Origin of the sequence: Bacillus sp. FSL W8-1202 (genome assembly GCF_038006165.1) — a bacterium.
GTDB classification, from domain to species: domain Bacteria; phylum Bacillota; class Bacilli; order Bacillales; family Bacillaceae; genus Bacillus; species Bacillus subtilis.
In genome coordinates, this window is record NZ_JBBOUR010000001.1 from 2,499,178 (window position 1) to 2,516,638 (window position 17,461).

Consider the following 17,461-nt stretch of genomic DNA (forward strand, 5'->3'; position numbering starts at 1 on the left):
CCATCTGCCAAAGACAGATGGTTTCTATTTTATACTAGCTGTGTCTGCTGTGCTCTTGCCTGTTTTGCAGCTTCAACCATGTTTTTCAATGCTGCAACCGTTTCTTCCTGCTGTCTTGTTTTCAATCCGCAGTCTGGATTTACCCAGAAGCGGTCAGTCGGACAGACGGCAAGCGCATCAACGATAATATTGTACATTTCTTCAGTTGACGGCACACGAGGGCTGTGAATGTCATATACACCAAGGCCAAGCCCTTTTAAATACGGGTGGTTTTTTAAGTAATCTAAAAATCCTCCGTGGCTTCTGCTATGTTCGATTGTAATCACATCGGCATCAAGATCATTGATTGTATCAACGATATCTTCGAAGTTGCTGTAACACATATGTGTATGAATTTGTGTCTCGTTTTTCACGGAAGAAGTGGTTAATCTGAATGCTTCTGCCGCCCAAGTCAAATACTCATCCCAATCGCGTGTTTTCAATGGAAGGCCTTCGCGCAGCGCTGGTTCATCAACTTGAATGATTTGAATGCCTGCGTCTTCAAGCGCTTTAACTTCTTTGCGAAGGGCAAGCCCGATTTGGAAGGCGATTTCTTTCCTCGAGATGTCGTTTCGAGGGAAAGACCAGTTTAAGATTGTAACCGGGCCCGTCAGCATTCCTTTCACATGCTTGGAAGTCAATGACTGTGCGTAGACTGTGTCTTTCACTGTCATCGGTTCAATAAATTCAACATCTCCGTAAATGACTGGCGGGCGGACACAGCGTGAGCCGTATGATTGAACCCAGGCATATTTAGTGAAGGCGAAACCAGCCAGCTTTTCACCGAAGTATTCGACCATGTCTGTCCGTTCAAATTCGCCGTGAACAAGGACATCAAGCTCCAATTCTTCCTGAATATCAATCCATCTTTTTGTTTCCGCATTGATAAAGTTTTGATACTGTTCATCGGACCACTCAGCTTTCCGCCATTTTTGGCGTGCGCTCCGCACTTCAGCAGACTGCGGGAAGCTGCCGATCGTTGTCGTCGGCAAAAGCGGAAGGCCGAGAGATTCATTTTGCAGGGCTAAACGTTCTTCAAACGGAATCGGGCGCTTGAAGTCTTTATCAGTTAATTGCTCAAGCTCTTTCTTTTGTTCAGAATTGGCGCCTGTTGCAAACTGTTTAAGCGCCTGGATATCAGCCTTAGCCTGCTGAATCTCTTCGCTGATCGCCGCTTTTCCTGATACTAAGCCTTCTTTCAAAGCTGTCAGCTCGGCCAGCTTTTCTTTTGCGTAGGATAATCCGTTCAATAGGTCTTTTTCCAAGTGCTCATCAGGGTGTTTCGCTACTGGAACATGCAGCAGGCTGCTGGAAGGCTGAATCCACAGTTCATCAACTTTTGCAATGCTGAGAATATCAAGAACGGCATCGAGACGCTCTTCAAGGTCCGCTTTCCAAATGTTGCGTCCGTCGATAACGCCGGCTGCCAGCACTTTGTCTGTCGGGAAGCCATGTGTTTTAAGCTGTTCCAGGTTTCTGCCTTTGTCGTGAACGAAATCAAGGCCAATTCCCTGAACCGGGTAAGAGATCAGCTCTTCATAAGCATCAACAGAATCAAAATACGTCTGCAAAAGCACATTCAAGGATGAAAGCTCACTTGTAATGCTTTCAAATAATTCTTTTGCACCGCGGACATCTTCACTAGAGGCGGTAACGAGCGCCGGCTCATCGATTTGAACCCATTTTACGCCTTCTTCTTCAAGCTCTTTCAAAAGCTGTACATATAATGGCACAAGGCGTTTTTGGATCGCTTTTGCTTCAGACGGTTCATAGCCTTTAGCAAGCGTAACGAACGTATAAGGGCCGACAATCACAGGCTTTGTTTCCACACCGTATTCCTGTTTGATCCGGCGATAATCTTCGAGTTGTTTGTTTCTTGTCAGACGGAACTCAATGCTCTCGTCATATTCCGGAACGATGTAATGGTAATTTGTATTAAACCATTTTGTCATTTCACTAGATACGGCGTCTTTGATTCCGCGGGCGATAGCGAAGTATGTATCGGTAGCGTCAGTCAAATGTCTAAAACGTTTCGGAATCCAGTTGAAGCTGACTGCTGTGTCGAGTACATGGTCATACTGTGTGAAATCAGAAACAGGCACAACATCAATCTGCTGGTCAATTTGTGTTTTTACTGCGGATAAAAATAGTTCGTCGATTTGCTTCAAAAACGTATCTTTATCAGTACTGCTTTTCCAATACGCTTCAAGTGCTTTTTTCCATTCCCGGTTCAGTCCGATTCTCGGAAATCCTAAATTCGATGTTTTGATGGTTGTCATTGTTTCTCCTCCTTTATATGTAAAACACTCTCTTTAACCCGCGGATACAGGCTGCTAAGAGGTTTTCTCACAACAAAAAGCCTCTTTCCCATGAGAGAAAGAGGCTTTTCTACGTAAAACACTGCCTCTCTCATCTCTCAGATTCAATCTGATGGAATTAGCACCGTGCCTTATGAGACATCAGTCTCGGCGCGAAAAGCAGTGCGCCCCATTTCACAATGGTATTACGGTCGGTTGCTGTTGGGGTCAAAAGGCCAATCCCTCGCCCAACTCTCGATAAGAGAAAATGTTATTAATTTTTTGAAAAGTTGAATCATTTGTTGGTAATCTTAACAGTAATTCAAATTCATTGTCAACATAGAATTTGAAATTTTTATTTACATGATGTGGTGTATATTATATAAGAAAAATAATCTTATAGGGTCAACAAATGTGATTGCTCTGCTTTTTCTGCGAGCTCATCAGGAGCTGTTAAATACAGGAATCCATTGCCTGCCAGCGTTTTTGCAATATCAAGAGGAAGTGTCCTGCGGATTAGCTGTGCGAAAACCTCAGATTCAGAAAGCTTTCTTTGAAATGATTCTTCTTCATAGCTTTTGATTAAAGCAAGCGCACCGCTGACATGAGGGGCAGCCATTGAAGTGCCGGTCAGCTTACCGTACTTCTTGTTGGGAAGGGTGGATAAGATGTTTTCTCCTGGTGCCACAAGGTCAATCTCTTTATTCGCGTTAGAAAATTCTGATAATTCTCGCGCTACAGAAACAGATCCAACTGCAATCACTTCATTATAAGCTGCGGGGTAGGAAAGCTCTTCTGTGCGTTCGTCGCCGTCACCTTCATTTCCCGCTGCACAAACGACAAGCACTCCGTTTTTGACTGCGTTTTTCACTGCTTCTTCCAGCTCTGGCACATCGCTTGGCCCTCCAAGGGACATTGAGATGATGTCGACTTTCTGTTCCACCGCGTAGTTGATGCCGTTGATTATCCATTCGTATTGTCCGCTGCCGTTCTCGCCGCCAAGAACCTTCACAATCAATAGGCTTGCCTCAGGCGCGACTCCGGCAATGCCTCCGTTTGAATCATTAGCTGCAATCGTTCCGGCGACGTGTGTGCCGTGTCCGTTGTAGTCGGAAATCGCATCTTCCTTGCCGCCGTCGTCATCCGTGAAGTTCTTTCCGCCGATGATTTGATTTTTTAAATCAGGGTGGCTTGTGTCGCAGCCCGTGTCTAATACAGCAACTTTAATATTTTTGCCTTTTACCCCTTTTGCCCACATTTCTGGCGCCTTAATCACTTTAATGCCCTCAGGAAGCTCGTTTACATCCATGATCTGCTCATTCGTCACATACGGGATCAAGCGGATTTCACCATTCATAAAAAAGCCCTCCTTTTTTATGCTTTCAAGTGGATTCAAGGGTGTTGCCTCATATTATATGAAAAAAACAAGCGCTCGGACAGAGCCATTTGAAGCATTTTGAAAAAATAGGATACACACCAAAGAATTAGTAATTTTCAAAATATTGGATGGCTTCGGCGTGTATGACTGGGATTCAACTGTAAGTCAAGTTATAATAGTGTTGGGGAAAGGAGCAGTGTCATGAAACTGAATGAAAAATTATATGCATTTTTTTCAGAGCATGTGGAACAAATGGCCGAGGAATGGATTGAAACGATGGAGGAAAGTGATCCGAATTCGCTTTACGCCCTACATAATGCAACAGTAACGGAAGAATTGAAAGAGCAGGACAGAGAATTTTACCGGCATCTGAATTACATGTATGTTTTACCGGAAAAACAATTTCTCGAAGAGTTTCAAGAGTGGGTCATTGAGCTGACCAACGATCAAAAACATCTCGACACACCGGTTCAGTATGTCATTCGGGAATTTATGAGAAACAGGAGATTATATACGAAGTATTTTGAGAAGTTCGCAGAAGAAAATGGGTCAGCGTTTGAGCCGGGAGAGAAGCAAAAATGGGCTGATTTGATTGTGAAAGTATTTGATTTCACCATTTATACATTCGTTGATCACGCTGAAATGAATGCCAAGCAGCAATTAAACGCCCAAAGAGAAATGATATTGGAATTAAGCTCACCTGTCATTACCCTGAGCAAATCAACAGCTCTGCTGCCGCTTGTCGGTGACATTGATACCGAACGGGCGAAGTTTATTCTGGAAAACACGCTTCAAGCTTGTGCGAAAAGACGTGTGGAGCATCTATTAATCGATCTGTCAGGTGTTGTTGTGGTGGATACGATGGTGGCGCACCAGATCTTTAAATTGATTGAGGCGCTAAATCTGATCGGTGTCCGGTCAACCCTGTCAGGAATCAGGCCTGAAATTGCGCAAACTGCTGTACAGCTGGGGATTGACTTTTCGAATATTACCATTAAAACCAACCTTGCCCAAGCATTAAACTATCATCAATAAAAAAATCCGCTATCTGTGATAGCGGATTTTTTATGATGCGAAACATAAAGATACGAGAAAGGATCCCGCGAATAATATGAGGACGAGGCAAAAGAACACCCAGTCGCGCCGGTTCACGCTCAATGTCCTGTAGTATGTCCGGTTTCTGCTTCCTGTAAATCCTTTCGATTCCATCGCAAGCGCTGTCCGTTCCGCTTTTCTGATGGCGCTTGCCAATAGCGGTATGGTATATCGTTTTAACGCACTGATTTTATTCATGATGCCGCTCTCCGCCGCTCCTCCTCTGATTTTATGAGCCTGCTGAATCAGCTGGACCTCATCCTTTAACAGCGGAAGAAAGCGAAAGCCTGCAATGACACCGTACGCGAGCTTTGGTGAGAGCCTGCACTGCTGGACAAGGCTCAGCATAAATAAAATCGGATCGGTTGTAAAAACAAACATCATCGATAAGGCGGAAAAGCATAAAATACGAAACCCGAGAGAGATGCCGACAGACACATTATCGCTGTTAATTGAGATAGGGCCTGCTTGAAACAAAAAATTATCCGGTGTTGTCGGCACTTTTCCAAAAACTGCGGCTGTCCACACGCATCCGAATGCTAAAACCAAAAACGGAATCGTAAACAACAACCATTTTTTCAATGGGATTCCGGCCGCCAGTAGAACGCCCGCAACGATGATGATATAAAAACATGCCGGAGTGTATGGGTTGTAAATAAACGACAGCATGACGACACAACAAAAAACCGCCGCCGCTTTCACAGTCGGATTAATGAGATGTAACGGCTGCTTCATCACGCACCTCCTCTTGAAATGCCATCTATTCATATAGAAGGGGAAGGGTGAGCTTTGCTTTTTGAACAAGCCCTGTTTCTTGAGAAAACAACTGCGCTGGAGATCCGTCAAAGGCCAGGCCTGTATCGTGAAGCACAAGCACGCTGTCAGCATACGAAGAGACTAGCTCCATATCGTGTGTAATCATAAGGACAGCGGTTCCCTCTGCCTTGATACGCTGAATCATTTCCATGCATTCAGCCGCCGTGCGGGCATCCTGGCCAAAGGTTGGTTCGTCTAATAATAAAACCTTTACGTCATGCATGAGCATAGTAGCAACGCTCAGTCGCCGTTTTTGCCCTTGGCTGATCGCAAACGGATGATGATCAGCCAAATGCGCAAGACCAAAACGCTGCAGCAGGTGTTGCGCTTTTTTCTCAGTTTCAGCATTTGCTTTCTGGCCGAACAGAAGCTCGTCATATACCGTATCGGTGACGAATTGATGCTCAGGGTTTTGAAAAACAAATCCCATCCGTTTACGCAATTCTTTTTCTTTATATTTCTGCAGCGGCTGATCATAGAGAAGGATTTTGCCGCTTTGCGGTTTCATGAGACGGGCCAGAACTGATAGGAGCGTCGATTTTCCAGTTCCGTTCGGACCGACAAGCGCCGTTAAAGAGCCTTCGCGCAACGAAAAGCTGATGTCTTTGAAAATCGCCTGCTGTCCTCTCGCGAACGAAAGGCTGCTGACTTCAAGCACACTCTCCCCAGGAGGGGCTTTCTTCTTTTTGACACGCCCGGCAGGAACAGGCTCTTTGAACAGCATCTCTTTTGATAAAGTAAACGGCATACTCAGCTTTTCCTGCAGATGACAGACCTTTGGAATGGCGATGCCCAATTTCTTTAGTGTCTCCGCTTCATGCTGAAATAGATTTTTCGTCAGGCCATCCAGCGCCTTTTTGCCTGATTTGTCGAGTACGATCGTTCTCTCAATCCAAGGCGCCCATTCATCAAGCTGGTGCTCAATGACGAGGAGGCTGAAACCTTTTTCCCGCTGAAGATCCTTCATCAGATGAACGAACTCCCGCGCTGAGAAAGGGTCTAAAAGAGAGGTCGGCTCATCTAAAATAATAAGCTCAGGCTCCATCGCCAAAATACAGGCGAGAGCCACTTTCTGCTTTTGTCCTCCTGAAAGGGTTGAGATCATTTTTTCTTTTAAATGGGTAATGCGTAATTTTTCTAATACGGCGTTGATTTTCTCTGTCATTTCTTCTTTTGGAATTTGCAGATTTTCCAGCCCGAACGCTATTTCGTCCTCCACCGTCAGCATGCAGAACTGCTGATCAGGATCCTGAAAAACGACCCCGGCATGCTGAGCAATCGTTTCGGAGGTTTCAGCATCTGTGACCGGCTTTTGAAATAGAAAGACATGTCCGGACTGAACGCCGTCGCAAGCCTCCGGATATAGACCGTTTAAACAAAGGGCGAGCGAGCTTTTGCCGCATCCGCTCGGTCCTAATAATAAAACACATTCTCCTTTTTGAAGCTCAAACGAAATGTCTTGAAAAACCGGTTTCTCGTCTTCTTCATAAGAGAAGCTGAGCTGCTCAACCGTCAGAAGCTCATCAAAGGCTTGCATGTTCTGACGCCCGCTTCCGTTTCTTTTTCAGTTCCTTTCCGAGTGCCATTCCGTTTAACACACCTGTATAAGCGAGAGAGTCGCTGACAGCTTTTCCGAGAAGCCCCGCCAAAAGCGCGCCGGAAATGAGGCGGATCACAAGCATAATGAGCAGATAACCTGGTGAATAGGCTGCATAGCCAGAAACAAAGAGATCATAGATAAAGCTGGCTACTGAAGACCCCATACCGGCCAGCATAAGGACAGGGAGAGAGTATGCTTTCCAGCGTGTTGCAAGAAACACAGCCTCAGCCCCGAGTCCTTGAACAATGCCAATGACGATGACCATCGGGCCAGACGGATTTCCCAGCAGGCACTCAACGAGAGCGGCAATGATTTCAGAAACGAGCGCCGCACCCGGTTTTCGAATCATGTACGCGGCGATCACAGAAACGATAAACCAAATGCCGTAAATCGGTTCATAGGCGATTGGCCCAAACATACCTGCAAGCACGTTTCCGAAATGTGTAAATAATAAATAAACAACGGCAAATACGATACTGATAACCGACATGATGACAATTTCTTTTACTTTCCAGCTTTTCATTTTATCCCTGCTTTCTGTTTTTTCTTGATGGACTGTTAGCCGAAAGATTCACAGTCATGGTGATGTGGTTTGTTTGCTGCTCAGCCATGCGGAAAACGGCTTCCAATGTGCTGAATACGTCATGCGCATCCCCGTCAAGCTCGCTCGCGTAATGGACACCCTGTACGAAAGTGCCTTGGGCTTTTGCAATGTCGACAGCCTTCATAATCAATCCCATATAATCCGGCTCGTTCATTGGATAAAGGGCAAATTGGCACGGCGCTTCCGCCTTCAAGCCTCGGACAGCATCTTCATTGACACGCTTATCACCTTTGGAAAGATATGTATCCCCCTGTGTGTCACCCGGGCATCCAATGGAAAACGTGCCGTTCATGACGATGTGTTTTTCGCTGTTTGCTGCATGAAGGTAAATGGCTTTTGCAGCATCGAATACATGATCAATCGATCCGCGTAACACCGTGCTGATATGGTCGGTTTTCGTCCAAACCTTGGATGTATCTGTTTTTTTCAACGCAGACTTGATCACACTGATAAAATCATCCGTCATCGGATATAAAGAGAAGCGAAAACCGGCGATTCTGCTTGTACCGCAAATATGCTCCATTTCTCCGACCTCCTGTTTTTTTGGTAAAATAAAAAACTGCATATCCTAAGGGAATATGCAGTCATAGATCGATTAAGCGCACAAAAAAATACACCATTCGGTCAACCTGCACTTCCCCACGCTGGTATTATCCAGATCGGGTCATAAGGGATCAAAGCGCGTTTCTTCCGCGCTTTATCTCAGCCAAAACAGCACCCCTAGTGCTTTCCGTATACAATTTTTTATTTTGACATCATAATAGATGATAAGAATCATTTTGTAAACAACGAAATCATTTTTTTCATATAGGGACGGGAGAGGATGATCAAATTTGGAAAAAGGACACATATTAATTGTGGAAGATGAAGAAAAAATCGCCAGGGTTCTTCAGCTTGAATTGGAATATGAAGGATACAGCGTCACCATCAAACAAAATGGCACAGAAGGTCTGGATGCGGCAGCGGAGGGCGGGTATTCCTTGGTGCTTCTTGATGTCATGCTTCCGGGGCTTAGCGGACTGGAAGTGCTGCGCAGCTTGAGAAAAACGGATTCGCAGACACCGGTCATATTATTAACGGCGCGAGACAGTATTCCTGATAAGGTAACAGGTCTGGACATCGGTGCAAATGACTATGTCACCAAGCCGTTTGAAATCGAGGAATTGCTTGCGAGAATCAGGGCGGCGCTGCGACAAAATGGAACAAAAACGGAAGATATCGGCACCTTTCTTACATATGACGATTTGCGAGTGAACGAAAAAACCCGTGAAGTGAGACGCGGAGACAAAGAGGTGGAATTAACGCCGCGGGAATTTGATCTGCTCGTCTATATGCTAAAGCATCCGCAGCAAGTGCTGACACGGGAGCAAATTCTAAGCTCGGTATGGGGATTTGATTATATCGGTGATACCAATGTCGTGGACGTCTACATAAGATATATCAGAAAAAAACTGGACTATCCTTACGAAAAACAGCTGATCCATACGATTCGCGGGGTCGGCTATGCCATTAAGGGGTAAACGATGAAGCTGAAGACCAAGATTCATCTATACACTTCGCTATCACTGTTGATTTTATTAATTTTGGTTCATACCGCAGTATATCTCATTTTTTCGTCTGCGCTGACATCAAAGGATGCGGCCCGGCTTGCTGATGAGACGGATAACATTGCCGAAGCGCTGCGTGCCGCTGAAACAGAAGGAGTGGCTTTGCAGGATATGCTGCAGGCCTATCTTCCGGCAAATGGCATGGTGCGTGTAGTGAATAGTGAACAAAAAGCCGTTATGACGATCACAAAAGAAAAAGCCTATAAAGATTTTCCTCTCTCTTTTCATAGCGGAGAAACGGCAGATGTGAGGAAACATGACGGCAAGCTGTTTGCCGAGGCTGCTGTTCCGGTGATTTGGACTGATGGACAAGTGGTGTCTCTTCAGCTGGTTGAAAGGCTTGAGAACACAGAAGAGAGTTTGTTTCTGCTGAAAATCATCTTAATCGCTGCAAGTGCTGCTGTCTGCATTGCTTCTTTTTTTGCCGGCAGCTTGCTTGCCCGCCGTATCATCAATCCGATCAGACGATTAATGATCACAATGAAAGACATACAGCGAGACAAAGAATTTAAAACGATTTCTTTAGAAGGACAGTCCAACGATGAATTGTATCAAATGGGGCTGACATTTAATGAAATGGCAATGATGCTGAAGGATCACTATGATAAACAGCAGCAATTTGTTCAAGATGCTTCACACGAATTGAAAACCCCGCTCACCATTATAGAAAGCTACAGCAGCCTGATGAAGCGGTGGGGGGCAAAAAAGCCGGAGGTGCTTGAGGAGTCGATAGAAGCCATTCACTCAGAAGCGATGCATATGAAAAAACTGACCAATCAGCTTTTGGCGCTGGCCAAAAGTCATCAAGAGCTTGAGCTTGATCTGAAAACAATCGATCTGATTGAAGCGGCGCGCGCGGTTATGCCAAACGCTCCAGTCCGTTTATCAGCGTGACATATTGCTTGAAACAGATAAAGAGAGCCTGCTTGTAAAGGCTGATGAAGAACGCATCAAGCAGCTGTTGACCATTTTGCTTGATAATGCAATAAAGTATAGTGAAAAGCCTGAGATGTCAGCCGGAACGAGGAATGGACGGCCGTTTCTATCAGTGAGGGATGAAGGCATTGGAATACCTGAGGAGCATATCCCGCATTTGTTCGAACGGTTCTACCGGGCAGATGAGGCACGAAACAGAAAAACAGGCGAAATGGGTTTAGGCCTTTCCATTGCCAAGCAAATCGCCGATGAGCATGGCATTGAGCTGTCTGTCAAAAGCAAGCCAGGACAAGGAACAGCTGTCACCATGCAATTCAGCGAACAGAATGGGGGAGGCCGATGACTAAAACAATAAAAATAGTATCTTTTGCTGCAGCAGCCATTTTAGTTGTCATCATCTGTACGTTTCTCATCATTCGGCAAACCCATGAGAACGTATTGTCAAAGGAGACTGTCGTAAAAAAAGTCGAATCCTCTTATGATGGCAAGGTCACGAAAGCAACACAATCAAAGGATAAAAAAACATATGATATAACGCTTGAAAATCAAAAGGGAACTTACTTTGTAAAAGCAGACGCAATATCGGCTGACATTCTTTCAATGAATAGAGTAAAAGCAGTGAATCCATCTGCCATGACAGAAAAAGAAGCCGAGCATCTCGCGCTTGAGCGAGTGCCGGGAACGGTCAAAAAACAAACACGGCAAAGTCGAGTTGCCACTTATACCATACAAAAAGAAGACGGGAAAACATACGAAGTGAAGGTAGACATGCAGGCAAAAACAGTCTTGTCTGCCGATCATCAGCAGCAAAGATCAACAAAAAACGCCGATTACGAAAAAAGAAGCCAAAACAATTGCAGAGCGAAAAACGGGCGGAACAGCGGATGACGCAGATCTCGAAGAAAGTGAGGGCACTCTCATCTTTGAAGTAGACGTTGATCTTCCTGATAATAAGGAAGCGACAGTGAAAATCAATGCCTACTCAGGAAAGGTAGCTAACATTGTGTATGAAGACTGACGGTTTCTCATCAAATTCTCATCTTGCTCTCGTTTTCCTTTCATGTTGAGTGTGTAAACTGTACTCATACAAAACAAAGGAGGACTCACAAATGCTCAAGAAAAAATGGATGGTCGGTCTTTTAGCAGGGTGCCTAGCGGCCGGAGGATTCAGCTACAACGCGTTTGCCAAAGAAAACAATGAAAACAGACAGGCTTCTTCTAAGACGGATGCACTCACTGAACAAGAAGCAGAAGCAATTGCTAAAACAGTTGTTGACGGCACAGTAGAAGACATTGACAGAGACCTTTACAACGGTAAAGAAGTCTATGAAGTGGAGATTGAAAAAGAAGGTGAAGACTACGACGTTTATGTAGATATTCATACAAAACAAGCGCTTAATGACCCGTTAAAGGAGAAAGCAGAACAAGTCGCCATAACCAAAGAAGAAGCTGAAGAAATTGCTTTAAAGCAAACAGGTGGAACCGTAACAGAAAGTAAGCTTGACGAAGATGACGGTGCTTACATCTATGAAATGGAAATCCAAACGAAGCAAGGAACTGAGACAGAATTTGAAATTTCCGCAAAAGATGGACGCATTATCAAACAGGAGATAGATGACTAATCAAAACCCCCGCTGCAGCGGGGGTTTTTCATGATAAGAAACCTTCTTTTGGACAATCTAAGTAGAAAAGGAGGCGAAACGCATGGAAAAGAAAGAGGAGCAATACATCAATCAGGCTGAATATGTCCCTCATCCGACGAAGGAAGGAGAGTACGCCTTATTTCTTCATGAAACGTATCATTTGCTTTCTGAAGATGACGAGACACAAACAACAGAATAAGGGCTTAGGCCCTTGTTTTGTTCCGTAATTGTGATGTAAGCGCATTTATTACTTTTTTGAGTTGACACAGCTTGTTTTTTTCTGTAATCTCAGTGTGTCAATTCAATTAGGAACTTCGTTAGGTGAGGCTCCTGTATGGAGATACGCTGCTGCCCAAAAATGTCCAAAGACGCCAATGGGTCAACAGAAATCATCGACATAAGGTGATTTTTAATGCAGCTGGATGCTTGTCCTATGCCATACAGTGCTAAAGCTCTACGATTGAAGGCGCCCGCACGCTTTTTTTGCCGTGCTTCTTTCACCTTCAATCCCGAAGGCTTTTTTTATGCCTTTAAAACGAAACCAATCAAAGGAGGTGCGGAGTATGGATTCTCCCCATTCGAGTCAATCTGAAGAAGTACCCATATACTATGACAGCAAGACAATTGATTACACGATGAGGAGACGAACTGCCGCACCTTCTGGCGAGGCCGGCACGTCTCCGTAGAGGAGGTACGAGTCCCGATGGTTCAAAACATGACCTATGACGAACTCATTTTACGCATCATTATTTTACTGCGAGACGGGAAAATCAGGGATTTCAGAAGTGTTATTGATGAGCTTCAGCCCTATGACATGGCATTTATTTTTAAAGAAATGCCGGAAAAACACCGCGCCCGCTATTTATCTTATTTAACTGTAGACGATATCACTGATATGATCGGGGAGCTGGAACGCGAATTTCAGCTTGTCGTCTTAAATAAAGTCGGAAAAACAAAAGCAACACTGGCGATGAACAAAATGGACAACGATGACCTCGCTCAATTGCTTGAAGAAATGGACGAAGAACTGAAGGAACAGCTTTTGTCCAGCATGGAAGCGTCAGAATCAAAAGCTGTACAGCTCTTGATGAATTACCCGGCTGATTCAGCGGGACGCATGATGACAAACCGGTATGTGTGGATTCCTCAGCATTACACGGTAAAAGACGCGGTCGTCAAACTGAAAAGCTTCGCTGAAATAGCTGAATCGATCAACTACTTATATGTTATTAATGAAAGCAAACAGCTGGTTGGGGTTCTTTCCTACCGCGATTTGATTCTGGGTGAACCTGAAGAAAAGGTGCAGGATTTAATGTTTACCCGCGTCATATCAGCAGATGCTCTTCAGGACCAGGAAGAAGTTGCCCGCCTGATTGAACGTTACGATTTTTTGGCAATACCGGTTGTAGAAGAAAACAACGTGCTTGTCGGCATTGTGACGGTCGATGATATTATCGACGTCGTTATTCGGGAAGCTGATGAGGATTACGAAAAATTTGCCGCTTCCGGTAAAGACATCACCTTTGACACAAAAGCTTACGTGGCGGCATACCGGCGCCTGCCATGGCTGATTTTACTCTTGTTTATCGGACTGATTTCAGGAAGCATTATCAGCTATTTTGAAGATGCGCTGAAGCAGGTTGTCGCGCTTGCGTTTTTCATGCCGATGGTGTCAGGGATGACAGGAAATACGGGAACACAATCTCTCGCGGTTGTCATCAGAGGTTTGTCTAAAGAAGAAATGAACAAAAAAACGATTGTGCGTCTAATCTTCCGGGAGTTCAGAACAAGCATTTTTATCGGAGCGGTTTGTTCTGTGCTGATTGCGATTGTCTCCATCATATGGCAGGGGAATGCGCTTTTGGGATTTGTTGTCGCCTCTTCACTGTTCTTAACCTTAATCATCGGCACGATGTCAGGAACGATTATCCCTATTATTTTACACAAACTGAAAGTAGACCCGGCAATTGCTTCTGGACCGCTGATTACAACGTTAAACGATATTTTATCTTTATTAATCTACTTTGGCATTGCCACTGCATTCATTCACTCATTATAAACGTAAAAAGTCCGCCTCAACTGCGAGCCGGACTTTTATTATTTAACGGTTTTTGTACCGAAAGTGAGCATTAAGCTGCCCCTCCAGCATTTTTTTCCGCACTTGCGGATCGTTTTTTAACATCTGTTCTTTTTTGCGCATATCCTTTAAAATCTCTGCCGTCTGTACGCCGTCTTCACGCTTATTGGCGATATCCATCAGCCGCTCTACATCGGCAAAGGAGTATTTTCTTGTCCCCCTTGAAGAACGCTGCGGGTAAATGAGCTTTCGTTCCTCATAATACCTGATCTGTCTTACGGACAATCCTGTCAGTTCACTCACAATTCCGATTGAAATCACTTTTTTGTCTTTATAAGAATGATCTTCTGTGGTCATTTTTCCACCCCTGGATGTCTTTTGATAATAGTATATAAAAAACAAAGAGAAAAAACCTGACGCTTGTCATATTTTCTAACATCAAATAGAAGATTTTTGAAAAAATACGGAAGAAAAATTAACAAGAATAATGCGTAACACCCAAGCGCGTTTTATCCTTTATGTAACAAATCAAACGAGGAGGAAGGATAATCATGGAGGAAGAAAAAGCGGTCTCACTGGCAAAAGAAATTATAGAGTTGGATATCCAGCGTGATGAAATGCTGGAGACGTTTATGCAGCTTGCCGGAGAACAGGCTTTTCAATTATTAAGATCGGTTCAAAACGGACAGTACCGAAAATCTTCGTAAACATAAATTCTTTACATTAGATTCATACCACGTTCATTTAAAAAGAGTATCTTTTGTATAGGATACCTCAAAATGAAGGAGGACGCTATGAGTAATTTATTGAAATCCGCTTTAGAAAAAGAACGAAGCCATTATTCTGAAAAACTCTATCAGATTGGGGTTTATAATAAAGAGGTCATGAACAAAATGACGATTTCTGAGCTTCGGAAAGAATACGCTTATTTCTTTCGAAGCATTACAAATCATAAAAATTATCCTTATACAAGATAATGTATAAGGATTTTTTTGCTTTTAGAAGGAATTTCTCGAATTATAGCGAATACGTATAGTAAGGGACTGAACTCTTATTATATGTAAGGGTTTTCATTATTTTTTTATAAAAATCCTATATACGAGGTAGATATGATGAGATTATCGTTTAACGAAGAAGAAGTTGAGCGTGCGATGAATTTGTACAGAGTTTTTGCAAGGGCTTTCAAAAGTGTGTCCGAACATAGTATCCGTGATAGCAAAGAGCACGGTTTTAATCCCACTGAATTTGCTGTACTGGAGCTCCTGTACACAAGAGGCCCGCAAAAATTACAGCAAATTGGGTCGAGACTTCTGCTTGTAAGCGGAAACGTCACATATGTTATTGACAAACTAGAAAGAAACGGGTTTTTAGTTAGGGAGCAGGACCCGAAAGATAAACGCTCTGTTTACGCACATTTAACTGACAAAGGAAATGAGTATTTGGATAAAATTTATCCGATTCATGCACTGCGTATTGCGAGAGCGTTTTCAGGTCTTTCGCCTGATGAACAGGACCAGCTGATCGTCCTGCTCAAGAAAGCAGGCATACACAGCCAGCATTTGCTGTTTCGTTAACTATTCTACACTCTCTATTTCAGGAGAGTGTTTTTTTGATTCCATATGATTCTTTTTAAAACATCTTCAATCTTCCTATCAGACATTTCGCCAAGGTATCCATTGACGTGTTTTTTATACTCCTTCCTCTGTTCGTTCGATTGAAAAAATGCCGCGATATACTCTTCTGCTTTCTGCATGTCCCAGTTTCTCATATCTGTGACGAGCTTCCTTTCATGTAGGAGGTTTAAATTCATTTCCTCCTGTCCCGGCAGTGCATGATAAATAAATACCGGAAGCCGTTTCTGTAAGCATTCACTGATGGTCACGCCTCCGGGTTTAGTCATGATGCCTGTCGCCTGTTCGTACAAACGGTTCATCTCTGCTTTGCTGTGAAGGTAAGGAATCGCCTCAATCAAGGGGTGGTGTAAACTTTTGACATAGGAGTAGAGCTTTTCGTTTCTGCCGCATAATATTTTGTATAAGATCTTTCCGCCTGGCGACAGTTCCTGCACCCATTTTAAAATCCCGCCGACCCCCATACTGCCCCCTGTGATGATGATGGTATATGGCGGGTGGTGCTGCAAGGTATCTGCTGATTCCATTTCAAAATTTCGGTGAACTGGAATACCGGTCAAGTATATGTTGTTCTGATCGATCCCCTCTGATATTAGCTGCTTCTTTACTTCCGTGCTCGGAACAAAATGGTAATCAATGTTCTTCCGTCCCCATAATTGATTTACGAAAAAATCAGTGTATACATTCACAACCGTCAGATTCGGATATTCAGGCTTTAATCGGTTCAGCAGATAAGAAGGCAGCGCATGTGTGCAGAAGGCGATATCAGGCTGTTTTTCTTGGAGAATGTGCCTCATTTGCTGTGTGAACAGCCATTCGTACATGAAATAGCGTTTGTCATGCTGAAATTCTCCGCAGGCGAGGAGCCTGTAAATGCCGCTGTACGTTTTCGGGAAATATTGAATCCATTTTAAATAAGCCACGGAGGACAATTTTTCTAACCGCCTATACGAATGTGAAAAGATATCAATCTTTTCAGCTGCCAGCCCTTGAGACTCTAATTCAGCCTGCAATGCATCAGCCACATGATGATGGCCGGTGGAAATGCTTAAAAAAGGAAAAATGAGAATGTTTTTCATGACAGTCCTCCTTAAAAAATATGGCAACTATATTTTGAGGAGAACGTTCACAAAATATAAGGGTGTCTTTGATCACAAGGAAGGTGAAAAGATGAAAATCTGTTTCCTTTCCATTTGGAGAATGGTTGATCCGATTTATTTCTTTTTTTCAAGGCTAAGCTTGATTGACAACGATCAAAAAAGCGTTTTTCGAGTCAGGCTGACGAAGTATAAAGGACATCATGTCGTACTGAGCGATGGAACGCATATTAGAAAAAATGATGTGCTCGTTAAAATTCATCTGCACAATATTAAGCTGATAAGAGAACTGCAAAGCATTGAGAGCGCAGTCAGAAAGGGAATCATTATTTATCAGAAAGTATATCAATCGATGCCGCTTCTTCTTGACTATATTAACAATCATAAAAAAAGCGAGAAAATCAAAGGAATCATTGGGATTACAATGCTTGACAAAGGTGTGGAAAGGCTCGGCTTTGATGTGATCACCCCGGTGAATCCTTTTTACAGATGTTTTAAAAAAGTGTCCCATGTGCCGATTTTATATTTGACTTCAAAGCCTGTGAGCTTGCGGCATTTACCGAATTCATCCTATTTGTTTATCTCAAAAGAAAAGCTGCAGAAAACCTATCAAAAAAAAGACTGATGCCTCGGTCAGCACA

18 protein-coding genes, 2 pseudogenes and 3 riboswitches are annotated in these 17,461 nt (G+C 43.7%); of the genes and pseudogenes, 12 read left to right on the plus strand and 8 right to left on the minus strand.

All coding sequences use genetic code 11. The features are described from left to right. Positions 1–29: 29 nt before the first annotated feature. On the minus strand, positions 30–2,318 hold the full coding sequence (gene metE, locus NSQ09_RS13070; protein ID WP_086343754.1) for a 5-methyltetrahydropteroyltriglutamate--homocysteine S-methyltransferase: 2,289 nt from the start codon (positions 2,316–2,318) through the stop codon (positions 30–32). Positions 2,319–2,445: 127 nt separating this feature from the next. Beyond that, positions 2,446–2,601: riboswitch (SAM riboswitch) on the minus strand. A 132-nt stretch (positions 2,602–2,733) separates the two neighbouring features. Then, positions 2,734–3,693, minus strand: coding sequence for a serine protease Isp (isp, locus tag NSQ09_RS13075; protein ID WP_014479598.1), 960 nt, complete (start codon positions 3,691–3,693; stop codon positions 2,734–2,736). Positions 3,694–3,915: 222 nt separating this feature from the next. On the opposite strand from isp, the gene rsbRB reads away from it, so the two are divergent. Continuing rightward, positions 3,916–4,749, plus strand: a complete 834-nt coding sequence (gene rsbRB / locus NSQ09_RS13080; RefSeq protein ID WP_069322541.1) for an RsbT co-antagonist RsbRB — start codon at positions 3,916–3,918, stop codon at positions 4,747–4,749. Between the two features lie 30 nt (positions 4,750–4,779). On the opposite strand, the gene thiX is transcribed toward rsbRB, so the two are convergent. Genes thiX through thiU form a run of 4 tightly spaced genes read right to left on the minus strand, consistent with a single transcriptional unit; the run spans position 4,780 to position 8,352 of the window. Further along, positions 4,780–5,544 carry an HMP/thiamine ABC transporter permease ThiX gene (gene thiX / locus NSQ09_RS13085; protein ID WP_341031637.1) on the minus strand — a complete coding sequence of 255 codons (765 nt, stop codon included), beginning with the start codon at positions 5,542–5,544 and terminating at the stop codon, positions 4,780–4,782. Between the two features lie 25 nt (positions 5,545–5,569). Next, positions 5,570–7,162 (minus strand): ABC transporter ATP-binding protein, encoded by a 1,593-nt coding sequence (locus NSQ09_RS13090; RefSeq protein WP_341031639.1) that lies wholly within the window; start codon positions 7,160–7,162, stop codon positions 5,570–5,572. Then, a complete protein-coding gene (locus NSQ09_RS13095) occupies positions 7,149–7,748 on the minus strand; it encodes an ECF transporter S component (RefSeq protein ID WP_003232554.1) in 600 nt (199 codons plus the stop codon). Before NSQ09_RS13095 ends, NSQ09_RS13090 begins: the two co-directional genes overlap by 14 nt. A gap of 1 nt (position 7,749) precedes the next feature. After that, positions 7,750–8,352 carry an HMP/thiamine ABC transporter substrate-binding protein ThiU gene (thiU, locus tag NSQ09_RS13100; RefSeq protein ID WP_014479602.1) on the minus strand — a complete coding sequence of 201 codons (603 nt, stop codon included), beginning with the start codon at positions 8,350–8,352 and terminating at the stop codon, positions 7,750–7,752. Between the two features lie 96 nt (positions 8,353–8,448). Beyond that, positions 8,449–8,561: riboswitch (TPP riboswitch) on the minus strand. A 101-nt stretch (positions 8,562–8,662) separates the two neighbouring features. Between thiU and ykoG the strand changes: the two genes are divergently transcribed. From ykoG to mgtE, 7 genes and pseudogenes are all read left to right on the plus strand, one after another. Next, complete coding sequence (ykoG, locus tag NSQ09_RS13105) at positions 8,663–9,349, plus strand: two-component system response regulator YkoG (protein ID WP_129137612.1); 687 nt, start codon at positions 8,663–8,665, stop codon at positions 9,347–9,349. A gap of 3 nt (positions 9,350–9,352) precedes the next feature. Further along, positions 9,353–10,715, plus strand: a pseudogene (gene ykoH / locus NSQ09_RS13110) (two-component system sensor histidine kinase YkoH). Continuing rightward, positions 10,712–11,390 (plus strand): annotated as a pseudogene (locus NSQ09_RS13115) (PepSY domain-containing protein). Before ykoH ends, NSQ09_RS13115 begins: the two co-directional pseudogenes overlap by 4 nt. A gap of 91 nt (positions 11,391–11,481) precedes the next feature. Continuing rightward, complete coding sequence (locus tag NSQ09_RS13120) at positions 11,482–11,994, plus strand: PepSY domain-containing protein (protein WP_014479606.1); 513 nt, start codon at positions 11,482–11,484, stop codon at positions 11,992–11,994. An 82-nt stretch (positions 11,995–12,076) separates the two neighbouring features. Next, positions 12,077–12,214 carry a transcriptional regulator SplA domain-containing protein gene (locus tag NSQ09_RS13125; RefSeq protein WP_003218541.1) on the plus strand — a complete coding sequence of 46 codons (138 nt, stop codon included), beginning with the start codon at positions 12,077–12,079 and terminating at the stop codon, positions 12,212–12,214. Positions 12,215–12,321: 107 nt separating this feature from the next. After that, positions 12,322–12,487: riboswitch (M-box (ykoK) riboswitch) on the plus strand. A 91-nt stretch (positions 12,488–12,578) separates the two neighbouring features. Continuing rightward, the gene (locus NSQ09_RS13130) at positions 12,579–12,701 is read left to right on the plus strand and encodes a hypothetical protein (RefSeq protein ID WP_009967087.1); all 123 of its coding nucleotides are present in this window, start codon (positions 12,579–12,581) and stop codon (positions 12,699–12,701) included. Between the two features lie 17 nt (positions 12,702–12,718). Next, a complete protein-coding gene (gene mgtE / locus NSQ09_RS13135; protein ID WP_003232543.1) occupies positions 12,719–14,074 on the plus strand; it encodes a magnesium transporter in 1,356 nt (451 codons plus the stop codon). Between the two features lie 42 nt (positions 14,075–14,116). Here mgtE and tnrA read toward each other — a convergent pair whose 3' ends face one another. Further along, the gene (gene tnrA, locus NSQ09_RS13140; RefSeq protein WP_003232541.1) at positions 14,117–14,449 is read right to left on the minus strand and encodes a MerR family transcriptional regulator TnrA; all 333 of its coding nucleotides are present in this window, start codon (positions 14,447–14,449) and stop codon (positions 14,117–14,119) included. 194 nt (positions 14,450–14,643) lie between these two features. On the opposite strand from tnrA, the gene NSQ09_RS13145 reads away from it, so the two are divergent. From NSQ09_RS13145 to NSQ09_RS13155, 3 genes are all read left to right on the plus strand, one after another. Then, the gene (locus NSQ09_RS13145) at positions 14,644–14,799 is read left to right on the plus strand and encodes a hypothetical protein (protein ID WP_341031643.1); all 156 of its coding nucleotides are present in this window, start codon (positions 14,644–14,646) and stop codon (positions 14,797–14,799) included. 87 nt (positions 14,800–14,886) lie between these two features. After that, positions 14,887–15,069 carry a stress response protein YkoL gene (gene ykoL / locus NSQ09_RS13150; RefSeq protein WP_015252233.1) on the plus strand — a complete coding sequence of 61 codons (183 nt, stop codon included), beginning with the start codon at positions 14,887–14,889 and terminating at the stop codon, positions 15,067–15,069. A gap of 132 nt (positions 15,070–15,201) precedes the next feature. Then, the gene (locus NSQ09_RS13155; RefSeq protein WP_003232536.1) at positions 15,202–15,666 is read left to right on the plus strand and encodes a MarR family winged helix-turn-helix transcriptional regulator; all 465 of its coding nucleotides are present in this window, start codon (positions 15,202–15,204) and stop codon (positions 15,664–15,666) included. 14 nt (positions 15,667–15,680) lie between these two features. Here NSQ09_RS13155 and NSQ09_RS13160 read toward each other — a convergent pair whose 3' ends face one another. Next, complete coding sequence (locus NSQ09_RS13160; RefSeq protein ID WP_129137615.1) at positions 15,681–16,802, minus strand: MGDG synthase family glycosyltransferase; 1,122 nt, start codon at positions 16,800–16,802, stop codon at positions 15,681–15,683. A gap of 91 nt (positions 16,803–16,893) precedes the next feature. On the opposite strand from NSQ09_RS13160, the gene NSQ09_RS13165 reads away from it, so the two are divergent. Then, positions 16,894–17,445 carry a YkoP family protein gene (locus NSQ09_RS13165; RefSeq protein ID WP_341031647.1) on the plus strand — a complete coding sequence of 184 codons (552 nt, stop codon included), beginning with the start codon at positions 16,894–16,896 and terminating at the stop codon, positions 17,443–17,445. Positions 17,446–17,461: the final 16 nt, after the last annotated feature.